Origin of the sequence: Desulfosporosinus metallidurans (assembly GCF_001936615.1) — a bacterium.
In the GTDB taxonomy this organism is placed as follows: domain Bacteria; phylum Bacillota; class Desulfitobacteriia; order Desulfitobacteriales; family Desulfitobacteriaceae; genus Desulfosporosinus; species Desulfosporosinus metallidurans.
In genome coordinates this window covers 1-18,688 of sequence record NZ_MLBF01000073.1, presented here as the reverse complement: position 1 = coordinate 18,688, position 18,688 = coordinate 1, and the positions used below count along the sequence as shown (strand labels likewise).

The 18,688-nt window shown below is 41.6% G+C and carries 20 protein-coding genes; 12 read left to right on the top strand and 8 right to left on the bottom strand.

The genetic code is table 11. The features are described 5' to 3' along the window. Window positions 1-160: 160 nt before the first annotated feature. From DSOL_RS29265 to DSOL_RS23515, 6 genes are all read right to left on the bottom strand, one after another. Complete coding sequence (locus DSOL_RS29265; RefSeq protein ID WP_345788420.1) at window positions 161-412, bottom strand: DUF6262 family protein; 252 nt, start codon at window positions 410-412, stop codon at window positions 161-163. Between the two features lie 4 nt (window positions 413-416). After that, complete coding sequence (locus tag DSOL_RS29665) at window positions 417-548, bottom strand: hypothetical protein (protein WP_282433575.1); 132 nt, start codon at window positions 546-548, stop codon at window positions 417-419. Beyond that, window positions 538-1,392, bottom strand: coding sequence for a tyrosine-type recombinase/integrase (locus DSOL_RS29840; protein WP_075367180.1), 855 nt, complete (start codon window positions 1,390-1,392; stop codon window positions 538-540). Before DSOL_RS29840 ends, DSOL_RS29665 begins: the two co-directional genes overlap by 11 nt. Then, a complete protein-coding gene (locus tag DSOL_RS29835) occupies window positions 1,389-1,979 on the bottom strand; it encodes a tyrosine-type recombinase/integrase (RefSeq protein ID WP_075367179.1) in 591 nt (196 codons plus the stop codon). Before DSOL_RS29835 ends, DSOL_RS29840 begins: the two co-directional genes overlap by 4 nt. A gap of 289 nt (window positions 1,980-2,268) precedes the next feature. Next, window positions 2,269-2,586 (bottom strand): hypothetical protein, encoded by a 318-nt coding sequence (locus tag DSOL_RS23520; RefSeq protein ID WP_075367178.1) that lies wholly within the window; start codon window positions 2,584-2,586, stop codon window positions 2,269-2,271. 37 nt (window positions 2,587-2,623) lie between these two features. Then, window positions 2,624-2,995, bottom strand: coding sequence for a transposase family protein (locus DSOL_RS23515; protein WP_075367177.1), 372 nt, complete (start codon window positions 2,993-2,995; stop codon window positions 2,624-2,626). Window positions 2,996-3,517: 522 nt separating this feature from the next. Between DSOL_RS23515 and DSOL_RS23505 the strand changes: the two genes are divergently transcribed. From DSOL_RS23505 to DSOL_RS23475, 7 genes are all read left to right on the top strand, one after another. Further along, on the top strand, window positions 3,518-4,525 hold the full coding sequence (locus tag DSOL_RS23505; protein WP_075367175.1) for a proline racemase family protein: 1,008 nt from the start codon (window positions 3,518-3,520) through the stop codon (window positions 4,523-4,525). 74 nt (window positions 4,526-4,599) lie between these two features. Next, window positions 4,600-5,379 carry an aspartate/glutamate racemase family protein gene (locus tag DSOL_RS23500; RefSeq protein WP_075367183.1) on the top strand — a complete coding sequence of 260 codons (780 nt, stop codon included), beginning with the start codon at window positions 4,600-4,602 and terminating at the stop codon, window positions 5,377-5,379. Between the two features lie 4 nt (window positions 5,380-5,383). After that, a complete protein-coding gene (locus tag DSOL_RS23495) occupies window positions 5,384-6,979 on the top strand; it encodes a hydantoinase/oxoprolinase N-terminal domain-containing protein (protein WP_075367174.1) in 1,596 nt (531 codons plus the stop codon). Between the two features lie 18 nt (window positions 6,980-6,997). Then, entirely contained in the window at window positions 6,998-8,155 is a 1,158-nt protein-coding gene (locus DSOL_RS23490; RefSeq protein ID WP_075367173.1) for an S-methyl thiohydantoin desulfurase family protein, read from the top strand. 14 nt (window positions 8,156-8,169) lie between these two features. After that, complete coding sequence (locus DSOL_RS23485; RefSeq protein ID WP_075367172.1) at window positions 8,170-8,445, top strand: hypothetical protein; 276 nt, start codon at window positions 8,170-8,172, stop codon at window positions 8,443-8,445. Between the two features lie 69 nt (window positions 8,446-8,514). After that, window positions 8,515-9,603, top strand: a complete 1,089-nt coding sequence (locus tag DSOL_RS23480) for a M24 family metallopeptidase (RefSeq protein WP_083642980.1) — start codon at window positions 8,515-8,517, stop codon at window positions 9,601-9,603. A 66-nt stretch (window positions 9,604-9,669) separates the two neighbouring features. Continuing rightward, a complete protein-coding gene (locus DSOL_RS23475; protein ID WP_075367171.1) occupies window positions 9,670-10,806 on the top strand; it encodes an S-methyl thiohydantoin desulfurase family protein in 1,137 nt (378 codons plus the stop codon). Between the two features lie 408 nt (window positions 10,807-11,214). Here the strand turns inward: DSOL_RS23475 and DSOL_RS23465 are convergent, their stop codons facing one another. After that, window positions 11,215-11,556 (bottom strand): hypothetical protein, encoded by a 342-nt coding sequence (locus DSOL_RS23465; protein ID WP_075367169.1) that lies wholly within the window; start codon window positions 11,554-11,556, stop codon window positions 11,215-11,217. Between the two features lie 10 nt (window positions 11,557-11,566). After that, window positions 11,567-12,154 (bottom strand): Druantia anti-phage system protein DruA, encoded by a 588-nt coding sequence (locus tag DSOL_RS23460; protein ID WP_075367168.1) that lies wholly within the window; start codon window positions 12,152-12,154, stop codon window positions 11,567-11,569. A gap of 423 nt (window positions 12,155-12,577) precedes the next feature. Here DSOL_RS23460 and DSOL_RS23455 point away from each other — a divergent pair, with 423 nt between their 5' ends. The 5 genes from DSOL_RS23455 to DSOL_RS23435 all read left to right on the top strand — a co-directional run bounded on the left by DSOL_RS23455 (window position 12,578) and on the right by DSOL_RS23435 (window position 18,554). Next, window positions 12,578-12,811, top strand: a complete 234-nt coding sequence (locus DSOL_RS23455) for a proline racemase family protein (RefSeq protein WP_235838973.1) — start codon at window positions 12,578-12,580, stop codon at window positions 12,809-12,811. A gap of 172 nt (window positions 12,812-12,983) precedes the next feature. Continuing rightward, window positions 12,984-14,321 carry an MFS transporter gene (locus DSOL_RS23450; protein WP_075367167.1) on the top strand — a complete coding sequence of 446 codons (1,338 nt, stop codon included), beginning with the start codon at window positions 12,984-12,986 and terminating at the stop codon, window positions 14,319-14,321. Between the two features lie 304 nt (window positions 14,322-14,625). Further along, window positions 14,626-14,751, top strand: a complete 126-nt coding sequence (locus DSOL_RS29395; RefSeq protein WP_083642974.1) for a helix-turn-helix domain-containing protein — start codon at window positions 14,626-14,628, stop codon at window positions 14,749-14,751. A 610-nt stretch (window positions 14,752-15,361) separates the two neighbouring features. Further along, complete coding sequence (locus tag DSOL_RS23440) at window positions 15,362-16,444, top strand: M24 family metallopeptidase (RefSeq protein WP_075367166.1); 1,083 nt, start codon at window positions 15,362-15,364, stop codon at window positions 16,442-16,444. Between the two features lie 70 nt (window positions 16,445-16,514). Next, window positions 16,515-18,554, top strand: a complete 2,040-nt coding sequence (locus DSOL_RS23435) for a hydantoinase/oxoprolinase family protein (protein ID WP_075367165.1) — start codon at window positions 16,515-16,517, stop codon at window positions 18,552-18,554. Window positions 18,555-18,688 lie beyond the last annotated feature (134 nt).

Here is an 18,688-nt window from a genome sequence, read left to right as displayed (position 1 = left end):
TAGGAGTTTTTCATTTACCCCTTATTTCGATAAGTGATCGTCAAAGTGATTGTTATTTCAGGTAGTTCAATCGACTGTCTAGGCAACTTTTTTCCTCCTCACTATGGTGTAATTGACTACAATTTATACACCACGGCAACACCAATATGCACCCGTGTTGTTAAAGGCTATCGTACAATTCTCCACCGAGACGCATTAACTGGTCTTTGAGGTGTCTTATCTCGTCTTCCAAGACTTTGATGCGTTTGTTCTTAGCGGCTAAGAGAACGTCTTTACTAGAATCGGTCATTTCGTTTTTAATGTGTTTTCGAGAAGGTAAGCCTTGCTGTTGCTTGCGAAGAGTCTCAATACGTTCACGAAGATTCTGATGCTGATACAAATAAGCTTTCGAAACTCCGGACTGTTCAGACACACTACTAAAATTGATGGAGCCTTTTTCTTTTATTTAGAAGCTTAATTGCTTCATCAACATTCTTAGCCGTTTCAAGTTGTTTCTGTTTGGAGTAGGCCTTCAAGCCGTCGGCGTTACGAGGATAATTAGTTAGCACTGTTCAGTTCCTCCACTGCATACTCACGACCTTTCTCGCTTGCTTTGTGATGAATTTTGCACTCTTTTAAAACAGCTAGGATGGACTCGTAACGTTCCAATAAAGTTTGGTTTTTCTCCATCCAGATCCAGCTAGAACGCCCTTGAGCCTTACCACGCTCAATCATTGCTTTCGTTTCCTGAATCTCAAGCTCATATTGAGGAATAAAGTCAGAGGTAGTGCAGAGGTTTCGGCAGGTCAGACAAGGGATTAATTGTGTGTGACATTCCTGTTTTTTGGGCTTCATGCAGTAACACAGAGGCATTCTAACTGCGTCAAGATTCGAACGAATATATTCCCACTCAACGAGGTCATCGTTGGGTACGTATGTAATGTTAATTTCCGTATGCTTACCTGATTCATTAGTTCTGAAAAAACCTTGTTTAGTCGCTTCTTCCCACGCCTCACGGACTTCCTCATCCGATACATGGTAATACTCTTGGACGGTGGTCTGGTAGTGCGCATGACCGGCACGTTTTTGTACCAGTTCAGGTTTCCATCCGAGTTTTCGTAGGCTACTCAAGTTATGACGAAGCATATGTGGATTGACTCGAATTCTTGTTTTTTTACTTATGCGTTTAAATAGAGAAGTGACATCTCCATACTCTAGGGGATAATTTTTATTTCCACCTGCGATTTTAATAAAGACATGATTAGTATCCACCTCGTCCGTATGGAATTCCGTAATATAGTCCATATACATATTCATTAAATCTGCACTGACATCAAGAGTTCTAGGGCTACTCACCGTCTTAATCTCGGCTAAGTTAGACAGCTCACCACGGTCTCTAATGTGAATCCTCAACCGTCAATTTCGAAGTCCTTAAGCCTTAGCGCTAAGGCCTCACCGATCCGCATACCCGATTCCCATAACAGGTGTAATAAAAACTCATCCCGTAAATTGGTACATGCCCCAATCAGTAACGAGATGTCTTTCTTGGGTAGCGTTTTCGGACGAGATTTAGCTGCTTTCAACTTAAGAACCTTCTTGTTGAAGAGTTTGTCTTTATTGATGTGATATAGAAAATCTTTAAATCCTCTTCGGGAACCCATCATCTGTCGTTTGAGCCTGTCTGACAACTTAATGGAGTAATCAACGTGCCGGTTCAAGTAATCGTAAAACACTTCGACGGCCGTCATTATGGTGTTAACGGTGTTGGGTTTTCTGACGGGTACAAAGGGTGAAATAGAAGACACCTTGACGCTTGCATGAGGGTTTTGAAGCCACCGCGTGAATTCAGCCATTTCATTAATCCCTAAATCATGGTAAACTAAACCCTTTTGCTCTAAGAACTCAAAATAGAGCTTTAGGTGATAACAATACGCCCTCAGCGTCTCTCTAGCCGATCCGCTATTATCCTTAAACTTCAAAAACTTTATAACTGAATCCATAGGTTCCCCCTCATTATTTAGCAAGATATACCGTGTCTTACCTTTTTTGTTATGACCTTTTCAACTTTCAATTAATTCTTTTCTCCTCTCTCTGCTTTTTCCCAAACATAAAAAGGCATTTGATATACTTGCAAGTGGGCGTGAGAATCCCACTGTCAGTATCAAAATGCCTTTTCCCAGTATACACTGGGAGTTATAGAGAAAATATACCATCAACATTGTTTACGTGTGCTTGGCAAATAGGAAATGAAGAGTCTGGCAGCTATTTTATAAATAGGCCTTGCCAAGGTTAAATTATATACACATAGTTTTCACAGCAGTGAAAGTAAATGATCGGTTTCATAGCTCCGAGGGATACCGGAAGCCGAAGGCTGAAGATATGCTCGCTGGTATCCCATGGACAACAGCTCATGTGACAAGCTAGAGGTTGTTTGTTAGTACTAACCTCTCGATACTCCTCGTTGTTTAGAAACTCATTCATGAGAGGTAACGTGATCCCCTTCTCGAAAATGACGACGGCCTCCAACACATAAACATAATACTGTTCTTGTTTATCTTTACCGACATGCCTTACCAGAGGTTCTTCGGTCCATTGTTCGGTCCTCATGAACTTCTGAGTCCCATCGATGGCTATGACGTAGCGTTTATTGATCAGATAATTCCTGAATTTCTTCTTCGATTTCCTCCACCTTGATTCTCTCCAAGAGCCGACTTAAGGTATCGGCATGCGGCATCGTTTCAAAGTCTGGAAACATCGCTTTCATATTCTTGAAGAATATGGCCGTGCTCATTTCTTTATTCGCGTTCCTTAAAGAGGGCTGTTGGTAGACAAACATCAGGATTCCATAGATCATGAGGACGGTTAAACTGTGTTTTAGCTTCTTAGGCTGCTGGGATCGTTGATTTTGCTCAATCGATTGAGGAGGATGGGCAGTGTCCTTTGATACACCTTTAGCGCGGCTTCGGTACTGAGCTGTCGGTCCAATTTTTCGTCTTCCGGTGTCTCGTGGCCACACTTTCGATTGGCTATGGAACGTTTCTCTTGATACTCCTCGGATCCTACAAAGTTGAATCCTTTGGCTTCTAACTCCTTCATTCGGAGTGCTTGCTCTTGGCTCGTTTCTCTTGTCGTTTTTCGGGTCTAGTCATCGGGATTCACCGTTTTGCAGGGCTTGATTCCTTTAATTCACGGGTGATTGGAGTGGTATTGTTTTTCCAAATCATTATTTTTTTTGTAAAGATCGTATCCGATTTAGAAATGGGGCTGCTTTTTTATAACAGCCCCATTTTTTGCTATATCAGAATTTATAAGTTCAGGGACCAGGTAGGTTCCCTATTTTGTCTGTATTAGACAAAATAGAATATATATATTTGTTAAACAAATATATATATTCTGAAAATATTAATGTTAAACTTACTAGTGAAAAGTGATAACATTCAATTTCTTTCAAATTACCGAAACATAGCGGGCATTTCATTTCGTAACTCGGTGTTAAATCAAGAATGTAAATTCTATTCAATAAAAAGGAGAAAAGATTATGCCTCCACAATCAATTTTTACTGTTGATTCCCACACCATGGGAGAGCCAACAAGGGTAGTCATTGGCGGAATACCCTATATTCCCGGAAATAGTATGGCAGAAAAAAGAGACAATCTTCAAAGTAATATGGATTACATCAGGAAGACCTTAATGTTGGAACCCAGAGGGCATGATGATATGTTTGGGGCAATAATTACTCAACCTGTGGATCCAACAGCAAATTTTGGCGTGATTTATATGGACACAAAAGGGTATCTCAACATGTGTGGACACGGAACAATTGGAGTAGCGACGGTGGCCGTGGAAATGGGTATGATTCCCAAGGTAACAGAACCTTTTACGGAAATTGTTTTAGATACACCTGCAGGATTGGTAAAGACACAGGCACGGGTTATTGGCAATAAGGTAAAAGATGTAACATTTCAAAATGTTCCATCTTTTGTTTTTAAAAATGATCACAAGGTCTCTCTTCCCCAAATAGGTGAAATCGCTGTTGATATTGCTTTCGGTGGGAGTTTTTTTGGTATTGTTCCAGCAAAAGATTTGGGCATAAAGATTGAAAAAGGAAATAAATCCAAATTAGTTTACCTAGGAATGGAAATTATGGATGCTTTAAACACAAGCGTTAAAGTGGTGCATCCTTTACAGAGGCATATTAATTCTATTGATCTTATAGAGATTTTTGATGATACAACCAATCTGGAAGCAGACTATAAAAACTGTGTAGTATTTGGAAAAGGACAGGTAGATAGGTCACCCTGTGGAACGGGTATTTCTGCCAAACTAGCAGTACTTTATGCAAAAAAGAAAATAAGAATTAACCAGGTGTTAAAATTCCAAAGTATTATGGGATCGGTTTTTTGTGGTTATGTTGTTGAGGAAACAAAAGTTGGAGATTATCCTGCAATAATTCCAAAGGTAACTGGAAGCGCTTTCATTACAGGAATTCACCAATTCTTGGTAAATTTAGAAGATCCATTGCACGATGGCTTTTCCCTTACTTAAATGAAACTCCCCGCAGCAAGCTGCGGGGAATTAACCCTAAGGGATTAAATTAAATGAAAAAGGAGCAAAAAATTATGACCCCAAAAAAAATATTGTGGATTAACCCAGTGGGAACAGACACTTACGATGCACCGATCCAAGAGTATTTAGACACGGCGAAAGATTCAGAAACAATTATTGATGTAGTTTCGCTGAGCAGAGGCCCGTTACACTTGGAGTATTCCTATTATGAGGCTCTTGTTTTATTAGATACGTTAAACAAAGTGAAGAGCGCCGAGAAAGAAGGATATGATGCAGCCGTCATAGGTTGTTTCTACGATCCCGGATTAATGGAAGCAAGAGAGATATTGGACAAAATGGTTGTTACCGCTCCGGCAGAAGCGTCCATGCATATTGCCGCGACAATGGGGCACAAATTCTCAATTATTGTTGGGCGAAACAAATGGATCCCTCAAATGATGGAAAACGTTGTTAACTGCGGCCTGAAAGATAAGTTTGCCTCGTTTAAATCGGTAGGACTTGGGGTCTACGATTTCCACAAGGATGAAAAACTAACGGAAAGACTCTTAAAAGAAGCGGCAAAAGAAGCTGTAGAAAAAGATGGGGCGGAAGTCATTATTTTGGGTTGTACCATCCAGTTTGGCTTTTATAAAGAACTTCAAAAATACCTTGGTGTTCCGGTAATTGATGCAGTTCTAGCTCCGTTAAAGTGGGCAGAGTTTTTGGTAGAGCTTCAAGGAAAATTTGCTTGGAGTCATAGTAAAATAGGCGGATATGAGACTCCACCGAAAAGTGAAATTGAATCATGGGGTTTAGAAAGTCAATACAATATGAATGGACTGTGGAGGAGGTAACATAATGAAGGGAAACATTAGAGTTGGATTTGATGTTGGAGGAACATTTACAGACGGTGTTTTTGTGCAAGGGAATAATGTAATTGCCAAAACAAAATCATTAACCACTGAAGATGTAACAACGGGTATTATCAATGCTTTGGATATTTTATTAAACAAAAGTAAAATCAATCCAGCTGAAATTGCGATGGTATCGTTTGGGACAACTCACACAACTAACGCGATTATTGAGAGAAGAAACCTTAACCAAGTGGGAATACTGCGCTTGGGTGCACCCGCAACAACGGCAATTCCACCTCTTACTGGATGGCCTCAAGAATTAAAAGATGCTATCGGTGGGGAGCGAAATGTTTATATCCTTCGAGGTGGATCCGAATATGATGGGAGAGATATTGTCCCGTTGGATGAAAAAGCAATTGCAGATGCCTGCAAGGAAATGAAAGGAAGAATCAATTCTGTTGCCATAACTGGGGTCTTTTCCCCAATGAAGCCGGATCACGAAGAACGAGCTGCAGAGATCGCGAAAGAAATTTTAGGCGAAGATGTGCATATTACGCTTTCCCATAAAATTGCTTCGATATCGATTTTAGAGAGAGAAAATTCTACGATTCTTAATGCGGCTGTAATAAACGTGATGAGACGAGCGGTCAGCGCCTTAAAAGCGGCTACCAAGGACAGAGGTATTGCGGCACCCCTTTTTATTGTACAAAACGATGGAAGCGTTATGGCGGCAGATTATGCTGTTGATTATCCGATTTTCACGGTGGCCTCTGGTCCTGCAGCCAGCGTCAGGGGAGCAGTATTTCTTTCCAAAATTGAAAACGGTGTAGTGGTTGACGTTGGGGGTACTTCTACAGACGTTGCATATATTGTCAATGGATTTCCCAGAGAATCATCAATCACTGTGAATATTGGCGGCGTCAAGACAAATATCCGATGTCCAGACCTTTTATCAATTGCTTTAGGTGGCGGAACGATTATTAAGAACAAAGGAAACGCGGTATTAGGATTGGGCCCGGAAAGTGTTGGACATAATCTGGTACGGTTGGGCAGATCTTTTGGAGGACCGATCACAACCACACATGACATTGCGGTTGCTGTAGGACATCTTAATGAGCGATTAGATATCTTTGAAACCCAATTTGTCACTCATCCGGAAAATGTCGCTAAATTAAGCCCAGAGTTGGTAGAAAATGCTTGGGCGGAAATTAAGAAGACTGTTGAAGACGTCATTGATCAAATGAAGACCACGGCGGAACCAATTCCTGCTATCTTCATCGGAGGCGGGGCAATGGTTGTGCCTAACAAAAATATTAAAGGTACTACGGGTGTAATTAAACCGGAACACTTTGAAGTTGGTGGCGCTGTAGGTACAACAATCGCAGAAATTGGCGCATATGCTGAAGGTGTAGTAGATCTCGAGATTGAAAACCGGGAGAAAGCGATTGAAGCGGTAATAGAAAAAGCCAAGGACAATGTGCAGGCAGCGGGCGGGATTAGAGAGACCACAGAAGTAATTGATATCGAAGAAATTCCGTTTGCTTATATGCCTGGGAAGAGAGAAAGTATCCGAGTTAGAGTAAAAGCAAAAATATCTTAACTGGAAGGAGATGCGAAAATGGGAGTTTATGATATTTTAAAGGAATGGGGAGTAAAAAACTACAGGGTGATTGACAGACAAGCAATAAAAGAGATTACTCTTGGAGCTTCAATACTTGCAACAGGCGGGGGTGGAGATCCTGACATCGGACTTCTTTGGGCATATAAAGTGTTAGATGAAGGGAAAGAAATTGTCATGGTTGATCCGATGGATGTTCCTGACGACATTCTCGCCGCTAGTCCGGCGTGTCTCGGATCTGCCCTTTGCCTAACGGAAAAGCCGCCGAGTAGTAAAGTCTTAACGATCGCTATTGACGCATTACAGAAATACATGGGAAAAAACCTTAAGGCAACAATTCCCTTGGAATGCGGTGGGGTTAACTCTATTTTGGCATACGCTGCCGCAGGGGAGTATGGAGTTCCAGTAGTAGATGTTGATGGAATGAACAGAGCCTTTCCCGAACTTCAAATGACTTCGTGGGTTACCCATGGGGTTCACGCCTCTCCCACGGTTTCGGTAGACGACCGGGAGAATATTACCGTCATTGATACACTTGACAATGACCATGTTGCGGAAATGATTGCCCGGAAGGTAGCCATGGCTTACGGTGGAATTTCGTGGGTTGCCACATATCCCATGTCAGGAAAGGAATTAAAGGAAACGTCTATTTTAAATTCCCAAAGTATAGCCTGGGAGGTGGGCAAAGCTGTTTTTGCTGCCCGGGAAAAACATGCCGATCTTATTGAGGAAATGTTAAAAGCATTAAGACAGGTTCGAAATGTTGAAGGATATAAGATATTTAAGGGCAAAATTATTGATATCGGACGGGAGTTTGGAAGTGAGTCAACCAAAGGGTTTACTCTCGGAAAAATAATTATGGAGGGGATAAACGAATACAAGGGAAGTATTGCGGAATTAAACTTTCAAAATGAATGGTTAATAGTAAAGGTAGATGGTGTAGTCAAATGTTTGCCGCCCGATCTCATTGCTGTTCTGGACAGCGAAACTGGTGAACCGATTAGAACAGACATTATGAAATATGGCTATCGGGGAACCATCGTTGTACTGCCTGCCCATGAAAGAATGAGAACTCCAAAAGGAATTGAGACTTTTGGACCGAGGTATTTTGGATATGATTTGGATTATGTGCCTGTTGAAGAGTTGAATCAAAGGTAAGGAGGGATATAACCATGATGGAAACATTGATGAGGCTTTTTCAAAAAGATAGTAGATACAAGGAGCTTGTAAAAGTGGTTTTTGACAATCCTTATTCTGAAAAAAAAGATGTAATTAAAAAGGCAAACATTGACACAGAAAGTGGAGAAAAATTGCTGGCCGATCTGGAAAAGGAACTAATAATGTTAGAACTTACCAGCCAGGCGAGTTCTAACATTGAATCCCGGGTGCCAAAGAAAATTTACCTGGTAAACCCAGATATCGTGGAAGAGTTGGAGACCATGTTTTAATAATTAATTTGTACTCGGGACATTTTCATGTCTCGAGTACAAAAATCTTTTTAATAAGGGGTGAATTTTTTGGATCTGAAAAAACGAGTTCTGGATATAGCTAACATGTTACAAAGTAATGCGATTGATGCTGTCATTTTATTCGACGCGGCAAACATTAGATATTTTACGGAGTTGAGAATGACAGAAGGTGTTCAATCCATTCTCGTTATTACTGCAGATGCCGAAATTACTTATATTGTCCCCGTCTTAGACTACAAAAGGGCTATTCTGAACTGTTGGATTAACAACATAGTAATTTTCCCGGAGGATAATCCCAATTATTTGATGCCCTTGACACAAATATTACAGGAAAAAATAATACAAAAAGTTGGAATAGAAGAAGATGTTTTAACTTATCACAAAATCAATTTCTTAAAAGAAGTTTTTCATGGAGAATTAATATCCGTTGATAATATTTTAACCAATCTCAGAGCAGTCAAAACTGAAGAAGAAATACCCCTCATAAGAAAAGCAGCTGAGATCGCCGATCAAGCCATGTTTGAAAGCTTAAAAATTGTTCAGGAGGGTGTCCGGGAAGCGGATGTTTCTGCTTTAGCAAGATACATTATGGAAAAAAACGGGGCCGAAAGAACTTCATTTCCGCCATTTTTAATGTCCGGAAAAAACGCCTGGTTGCCACAGAGGTTTTCAAGTGATAAGGAGATTTCTAAGAGCGAGTTAATTCTTTTTGACATGGGTGCAATTTATAAGGGTTATTGTTCGGATTTAACCAGAACATTTTCGCTAGGAAACCTAAGTGATCATCAAAGAGAAATTTTTTATTTAGCCTATTATGCCCAACAAGAAGCAATAAAGGCTCTTAAACCTGGAAAACAAGCATGGGAAATTGATAAAGTGGCACGAGATATTATTTCTGCTGCTGGCTACGGAAGCAACTTTCCTCATCTGACCGGCCACGGATTGGGAATGAGTATTCACGAAAAACCGATTATTGATGTTGGCAGTAACACGATTCTGATGCCCAATATGGTTGTAACAATTGAGCCCGGAATATACGTAGAAGGGGTCGGGGCAGCCCGGGTTGAAGACATGGTCTTAATCACTGAAACAGGATGTGAAGTTCTGACTAAAACAGATAGAAACCTAATTAATTAGTATAGGAGAATGAGTGAGATAAAACGAGAGATAATCTTAATTTGAAAGAGGGAGGGAGGAAGTACAGTGAGTATTTATGATGTCTTGGAAAAATGGGGAATCAAGGAATATCGAAAAGTCGACGAACAGGGGATAAAGGAAATAACACTTGGTGCTTCAATTTTGGCAACCGGTGGCGGAGGAGACCCTGAGATTGGTCTTTTGTGGGCACTGAATGTTTTGAATGAAGGAAAGGAAATTATTCTTGTTGATCCGAAATATGTACCGGATGACATAATTGTGACAATCGCAGCTTGTTTGGGATCAGCTCTTGTGCTGACGGAAAAGACTCCTAGCGGAAAAGAGCTATATTGGTGTTATGAAAAACTGTTTAAATATTTAGGCAAAAAGGTTGAGGCAATTATTCCTCCTGAAGCCGGTGGTGTAAATACTCCAGTACCCATGGCAGTTGCAGGCGTGATGGGAATCCCTGTAATTGACGGTGATGGGATGGGAAGGGCCTTCCCTGAGCTTCAAATGACGTCATTTTATATTAATGAGGTTTCACCATCCCCAACGGCTTCTGCAAACGAAAAAGGTTATGTCACTATTGCTGATTCAAAAGATGCCCTCCTTGCAGAGAGAATAATCAGAAGTTCAGCAATGGCTTATGGCGGTATTGCTTGGATTGCCGGGTACTCAATGACCGGTTTGCAAGTCAAAAAAACGGCGATTTTAAATTCTGTAAGTATGACATGGGATCTCGGTAAAGCTATTTTCAGGTGCCGCACAGAACATTCCAACCCAATTAAAGAGGTGGAAAAAATTGCTCATGGGTTTGAATGTTTTTCCGGCAAAGTAGTTGATATTAACAGGGAATTTGGAGCTGAAACCACAAAAGGTTTTTCCCTAGGACAGATAACCATGGAGGGAATCGGACAATACAAAGGATCTACCGCAAAAATAGACTTTCAAAATGAATGGCTAAACCTAATTATCGATAATGAGGTCAAATGCATGACTCCGGATTTGATTACCATTCTGGATCCGGAAACTGGTGAACCGATCAGAACTGATATTGTTAAATACGGTTATAGAGGTTCCATCGTGGTGATACCTGCACACGAAAGAATGAGAAGCGCAAAAGGCATTGAAACGTTTGGACCAAGATATTTTGGCTATGACATGGACTACATTCCGGTGGAGAAATTAATCCGTAAATAAATATCACTTGTAAATGATGGAAGACTTTAAAGAGAATTTAATTCTTTTATTCCTGATTCCAGTCTGTCTAATCCCGCCCGCTGCCTGCACATTGTCCTTAGCTTTTTCTATTACCGCTTCAATCGCTTTCTCCTGGTTTTCAATCTTGAGATCTACTACAACTTCAGCATCCCCCGCCATGCTTTTAGAATATAAAACTCAAAGTAGTGTGGAAAAACGATTTCAGCAATTAAAAAATCCCCATTTTGTCAATTCGCTTTACCTTGATACAGAGCTGAAGCATGAAGAAGTTTAAAGAACCTTTGGCATCGTAATTCCCAGTTGTTTTTTTGCAAAGTTCTATGACGGGTCCATTAGCATAAAGCCCATCTAGCAAGACTTTGATGGCTAGACGGGGAAAGTAATCCTTCAACCGGGCTGCCAGTCGCTTAAAACCTTTACTTTCACAGTCTTGTTACTTTCAGGATTGACCTCTGACGTGTTATCCAAAAACTCTGTCATCAGGGGTAGTGTCAACCCGTTGGAAAACACGAGATTCGCCTCCAAAGTATAGACATAGTATTCGTATTGGTCTTCCGTTCCACGAATCCGTTTTTGCAAACACTCCTCACTCCAGCGGTAAGGACGGCTCATTTTTCGAGTTCCATCGATGGCGATGAGATAGTCTTTGGTCACTAAGAAATCTCGCAGTTTTTTCCCGCGCAGTAATTTCTGAATAATATGGATAAGCGCTTCCTCGATATTTTCCACGTCGATGGTTTCAAGTAAACGTTGGGAAAATGAGAAATCGGGTATTTTTGACGATGAGATGTAGTCTTTGGCTACGGTCGGTTTCACTCCACTCGATCCAGTGATCCCGGTCCGCTAAAGCCCATGCTGAAGCAGCAAACAACAGGCAACCCAGACGGCGGTATTCCGAATCGGTCTTTAACACAATAAAATACCGTTGGTGGGCACCAAACGGACGCTTATATCCTAACACGTGATAGCGCTGTACATACTCGTTCCAGAGGCGAATTTCCTTTGACTTACGTACTGCTTCTAGGTGTATAGGCTCAAACTGAGAGACGGTGCCTACCAGTGTGCTACCTGCGTCGGTGAGCACTCCCGGGATGACGGTTTTCTTACCTGGAATGGTTTTCCGCAAATCTGGCAATCTCAGCGCAACTTGTGCCTCTAATTTAATCAAGAGTTGTCGGCAAGCATCGATCTTATACCGACCATTCGGAGCAACCCAATTTATGTTTTCGCAAATTGTTAAACACAGATCTTGCCGACTAAGAAGAAGAAACAGGCGCACCGTTTCTAAATATCTTTCAGTTCTCGTGCGGTGAATTCCCTTCCACACAATAAGATAGGATTTTCATCTCATTCTTTTAACGATTATGATGCTGTCAATCATGGAACAGGTAGTAAGAAAAGGTTTAAAAGAAGAAAATGACACGGTCGTTGGAACCGGAGACAAGCTTAAAACACAACCGACACAATTAATGATACTCAGGATATTTTCAGTGTCCTATATCAAGTAATTATTCTCTAACTGAAAAAAACGGTACGGAGATTGCTCACGCCACTAAAACGATAGCCAAGCAAAGATCATTCGCTATTTAGAGATTCGGAATGGTTCATGAGTATGACTCTGTTAATATTACCATATTAAAACATTCGGAATCACCCCCGGAGTTTTCAGGAATATGAGGCACAAAGTGATAGGTCAACGATTGAGAGAACTGCTCCGTCAGGGATGCGAAACAATAGGTGTTATATACAAATGGTCGACTCCCATACGATGGGTGAACCGACCCGTATTGTTACAGGCGGGGCTCCGTGCATCATAGGAAAAACTATGATGGAAAAGAAGATTTACATGGAAAAGGAATTAGATTGGCTGCGGAAAACTCTAATGAACGCACCCAGAGGCACAAAGATATGCTTTGACATAAATGATCTGGTAAAAATTGTCTGCGAAATGCGGGATACTAGCATGATTAATGATGGGAGGTGAGCGGGCAAGGCTTATTAGCTGTAGTGGGGATTTATGGAAAGGAGAATGCGGAGGGTAAGGTTTTAGTTTAGAAAAGCTATTTGCAATTTTGTAACAGATGCTAGGAGCAAGCCTTGGTGGTTTAAGTTCATTAAAAAATTGATTCTAAAATCTCATTAAGGGGGTAACAACGATGTCAGAAGAAAATCTGAAATCGCAAAAAAAGCTTGTGCAAGTAGGAGAACTTTTCGATACCATGCCAGTGACGGGAGCGCATTGGAAAGCCGGACTGGCGCTCTTTTTCTCCTTTGTGATTGAATCATGGGAAATGATGATCGTTGTCTTAGTCAGTGGTTCAATTGGAGCAGAATTTAAGCTGGATGGAACTCAAATTGGTTCTTTGATTGGTGCAATCTTCCTTGGGATGATGCCTGGTTGCTTAGTATGGGGGAAAATTACCGATAAGATTGGACGCAAAAAATCTATGATCTACAGTTTGGTGCTTTTTGGGATTTTCTCATTGATCGGCGCTGTAGCAGTAAGCTATGATATGCTTTGGTGTATGCAGTTTATGGCAGGATTGGGTCTCTCCGGAGTACTGATTACGTCGTTCCCATACTTTGGAGAACTATTGCCGGTGAAAGTGCGCGGGAGAGCAAGCGTGTATCTGGCTTCCGGTTGGCCGATAGGATATTTGCTTGCGCTTGGCATTGCCTATTTATCTTTAAACATTGCTAGCTGGCGTTGGGCCATTGGTATTAGTTCCCTGGCTGGGTTATGGGCTTTTGTTGTGTTGGCGCTTGTACCGGAATCTCCCTATTGGTTGGCTGGAAAAGGCCGTCAAGCGGAGGCAAAAGAGGTAATTCGGAAGCTTGCGAGAAATAAGATGGATGAAGAATTGGATACTGTCGAACTTGTTGTTGACGAGATGAAGCAAGGTTCTTATATTGAGCTTTTCAAGGGAAAATTCTTACGTATAACGATTTTGCAAATGATCATCAATTTTAGTTTTGCATGGGGATACTGGGGACTTACAACGTGGATGCCGTTACTTCTGGCGAAAAAGGGTCTTAGTTCACCGCAAGGCTTTGGTTTTATGGCGATTTCTGCCCTGTTTATGTTCCCAGGATATATGGCTGCATCCTATTTGACAGGAAAATACGGTCGTAAGAAGGTTATGTTCTGGTTTGTCCTGTTGTCAGCAGTTGGTGGTTTTGGTTTTGCTTCTTCTAATTCATTGACGGAACTGTATATTTGGAACTTTGTGCTTTCCTTCTTCAGCTTGGGAGCATGGGGTGTATGGGATACCTGGCTGGCTGAATTGTATCCTACCGAAATCCGTGGGGTCAGTTACTCTTTGGGTTCTAGTCTTCAACGTGTTGCAAATACAATTGCGCCTATCGCAATTGGAGCAATGATGGTAGCCCAATTTAGCTTTATGGTGACAGTTTCCTTTATCTCGGTCTTTTTGGTTATTACGTTTATTTCCGTTTTGTTCCTGCGGGAAACAGAAGGGGAGATCTTGCATTAATTTGAATTAATAGCGTTATTAAGTAGAATGGACAACTGTCTCTCTTATAACAGGGAGACGGTTGTGCTATCGTCATAACACTCCCGGTGCAGGAATTGTTTGCATGCGTTGAAAGCTGATGGGGGCGTGTTCAACGGTGATAATTATGGGATACGGGTTAGAGCAAACGCATCTGAAATTGTTATGAACGCTATAATAAAAGTGAGCCAGAATTAAGGGGAACGCTAGGAAAATAGTGAGCTACTTGCAATAAAAAACCTGTATAATCAGAGAGTTGAAAATCTGGTGATACGGAGGTAAAGGAGTGGCGATAGAAGTGGAGATTTACGAGAAAATCAGGTATCTTCACGAACACGAAAACATGTCCCAGCGTTCGATAGCGAAGATTCTTGGTATATCAAGGAACACAGTGAAGCGGTATTTTAACTGATCACATGTGCCTTGGGAAAGGGAGGGAACAAGCGGTCTCAACAAATATGTCGTGACGGATGAAGTGTTAGACTTCATTATGGAACTGCTAGATAGGGCTATGGGTAGTGCCGCAATGTGGACAACTCTTCGCTTGGCCGCTTCAGGTTGACCACATTGCTTGGACAAGCTATTTAGTGTTTGGGGTCTGTCTTAAAAGAGCTTGACCACACTATCCACAGCCCCGACGGCAGGGACAAGATTGTTGTTGATAATTCACGCATAAAACTGGGCGTAAAGTTACTATCTGGCAAAAATCTGTGAGGTGGTAACTTTTGTGCTTTTATGTTGTTCAAATACAGCCTTTGAATGGGCTCACTTTTTTCTTGACAATCGCAATTGGAGGAGAAAGCTGTTGAACAATATAGCGGAATTATTCCCGAAATAACAGGATCAGCCTGCTTGCATCCATCAGTTTAGTGTCCAAGATAACGATCCATTCCCACAAAGGTTCCTGGTAAACTAATGGGTCAAATTTTTTCAAATTGCTTTAAAAAAGACCGAATATTTGGTACTTCAAATCTGTAAGGGATGATGGTCGAAAAGGAAACTTAATTAGAGGAGGCAGAAAATTGAATCCTTATTTAAAAAGAATTACACGTGTTCAATCATTGATGGAAAAACAAGGGATTGATGCAGTAATTGCTGTTTCGACGGCGAACTTCTTTTATTTTACGGGAACGTGGATTGATCCACATGAAAGACTGTTGGTATGTGTAATTAGAAAAAATGAAGACCCGATTATTCTAGCCCCCCAAATGCATGAGGAAGACTTGATTTCATGTACCATAGAAACAATTTTCTGGAAAGATGGACAGGATGCCATTGAACTACTCGCTAAATATTTACCTGATAACGGTATCATATCGGTTGATAACCTATGGTCAAGCTATAACCTGATATCCCTAATGAAGCATAAGCCTAGCCTGGAATTTGTGAATAGTAGCGGGAGTTTAGGTGTCCTTCGCCGGATCAAGGATTCAGTTGAGATTGAATTGCTGCGCGAGGCCGGAATAAAGGCCGATCGCGTTATGCGAGAAATTATGAAGAAGGTTGTTCCGGGTGTTAAAGAAATTGAAGTTGTGGAAGAGTTGAAATTTTTATGGAAAAAAGAGGGGGTGCATGATCTGGCGTTTCTTCCAATTGTAGGGGCAGGACCGAATGGAGCAAAACCTCACCATCAATCGGATGAGACCATCATAAAAGCGGGAGATATGGTCGTGATTGATATGGGTGGTATTGTAAGCTATTACTGCTCGGATATGACCCGTACCATAGCTGTTGGGGAGGTAACCCCGAAGATGCTGGAAGTGTACGAACTGGTTCGAAACGCACAGGAAGCAGGAGTTCAGGCCGTAAAACCTGGGATTCCTATTGGCGAGATTGATAGGGTGACACGTGATGTTATCGTAAAGGGAGGATACGGACCAAACTTTGTCCATCGCACAGGACACGGCTTAGGAATCGAGGTTCATGAAGAACCGTATGTGTATACTGGAAACGATCTCATAATCGAAACAGGAATGGTATTTAGTATTGAACCTGGGATTTATCTACCCGGTGAATTTGGAATCAGAATCGAAGACATTGTTGTGGCAACGGAAAACGGAAGCGAGAGATTTAATCTATTCCCGAGAGAGCTATTTAAGGTCTAACATCGGCGGGGTAATTTGGAAATTTAGTAATCAGGTTGTTTTGAGTTAAACTTTTGGGAGGGAACTAATTATGAGTCAGTATCGGGTTTCTGCGGATATAGGTGGAACATTTACGGATTTTGTTTTTTACGATTCTTCAACCGGAAAATATAAAGCGGGTAAAACTCTAACAACTCCCAAGAACTTGTCTGATGCCATTATTAAGGGTATCACCGAAGAATTAGGGGATTGTTCGAAAATTGATTTTTTTGTTCACGGGACAACCTCTGGATTAAATGCATTTCTCCAAAGAAGAGGTGCAAAGGTTGCAATAATCACTACCAAAGGATTTAAAGATGTTTATGAAATCGGCAGGGGTAACCGGACCGAGATGTACAGTATGTATTTCAGAAAACCCAAACCTCTTGTCGAAAGAAAAGACGTGTTTGAGGTTAACGAAAGAGTTTTGTTTGACGGGACTGTGGAAGTATCTCTAGATAAGGACAACGTGGTGCGGGTTGCTGAAGAAATTAAAAAAAGAGGCTTTGATTCCATTGCTGTTTGTTTAATTAATGCTTACAGCAATCCGGAACATGAAGTTGAAATTCGGGATATACTGGAAAAGGCTTTACCAGGAAAATCTATTTCATTATCCCATAAGATTGCGAGAGAATGGCGGGAATACGAACGTACCAGTACCGTTGTTCTCAATGCCTATATTGCACCTAATGTCGCAAAGTATCTGGAAGTACTGGAAGACAGAATGAAGTCTCAGGGGTTCAAAGAGTCCGTATATATTATGCAGTCAGGTGGCGGGGTAATTACCGCGGAAATTGCCAAGGAAAGTCCGATTCAATCACTGTTATCCGGCCCTGTGGGCGGTGCCATTGGGAACAAATCTCTGAGCGAAACCCTTGGTTACATGAACCTGATTGGTGTAGATATGGGCGGAACCAGTTATGATGTCAGTATGGTGGTTGATGGGAAGCCTGATGTCTCAACAGAAACAGATCTTGAGGGTTTTCCTATCCTAACTCCGATGGTAAATATATACACGATTGGAGCTGGTGGCGGTAGTATTGCTTGGATTGAAGGAGGAGGATTGCGGGTTGGCCCAATTAGTGCCGGTTCTGATCCGGGCCCAGCATGTTATGGAAATGGGGGACAGGAACCCACGATTACTGATGCCAATGTAGTTTTGGGTCGGGTTGATCCCGAAGGCTTCCTGGGGGGCAACATGGTTTTGGATAAAGAAGCTGCCATGAAGGCAGTTAAAAAAATTGCCGATGCGCTTAATCTTTCTGTGGAAGAAGCGGCTGAAGGCATTTGCAATATTGCCGATGCTAAAATGGCTGATGCTATCAGGCAGATTACCGTCAGGAAAGGCATTGACCCAAGACAATTTGTCCTTGTAGCTTTCGGCGGCGCCGGTCCAATGCACGCCTGCCTGACCGCAGAGGAGTTGGACATCAACACGATTTTGGTACCGGAAATGCCGGGAACATTTTCAGCCTGGGGTATGCACCAATCCGACATCCGGCAGGATGCAGTGCGAACCCATAAAAATAACGTGGAGGACCTTTCCGCTGAAGCCATGAACGACATCTTTGCCGAAATGACGGAAGAAGTGTCGGCTATACTTTACCAACAAAATATCGGTGCGGATAAAACTGAATACCGTAGGAGTGTTGATTTGAGATACATGGGGCAAGACCATACGCTTAATGTGCTCTTTGATGAAGCGATTCTTTCCCAAGATTCGTTAAAGAAAATGAGAACGGATTTTGATCAACTCCACGAGTCGGTTTATGGTCACCATAGTTCGGGCGATTCAGTGGAAGTAGTTAATGTACGTTTAACCGGATTAGGAAAATTGGAAAGGGTTCCAAAAGAGAAAACCGAAATCATGGAGTACACTGCTCCCAAACCCAAAAAGATCAGTAGAGTAATATTCTACAAACAGGCTTGGGATACTGGCATCTATGATAGAACCACGTTAAAACCGGGACAGAAATTCTTCGGTCCGGCAATTATAGAGGAGTTAACTACAACTACAGTGGTTCCGCCGAAATATGAAATTACTGTAGATGGTTTTTTCAATCTTTTAATCAAAAAGATCGGGGGGATTTAAGTCTGAAATCGACAGTAACTCTAACTACCGAAGTAAATAGGCACGACAAATAAGCCATCGAATGATGACTAAATGGTTAAATGTGGTATTTATGATTAGTTATGTCGCTACCGACATAATATGGTAACCTAGGG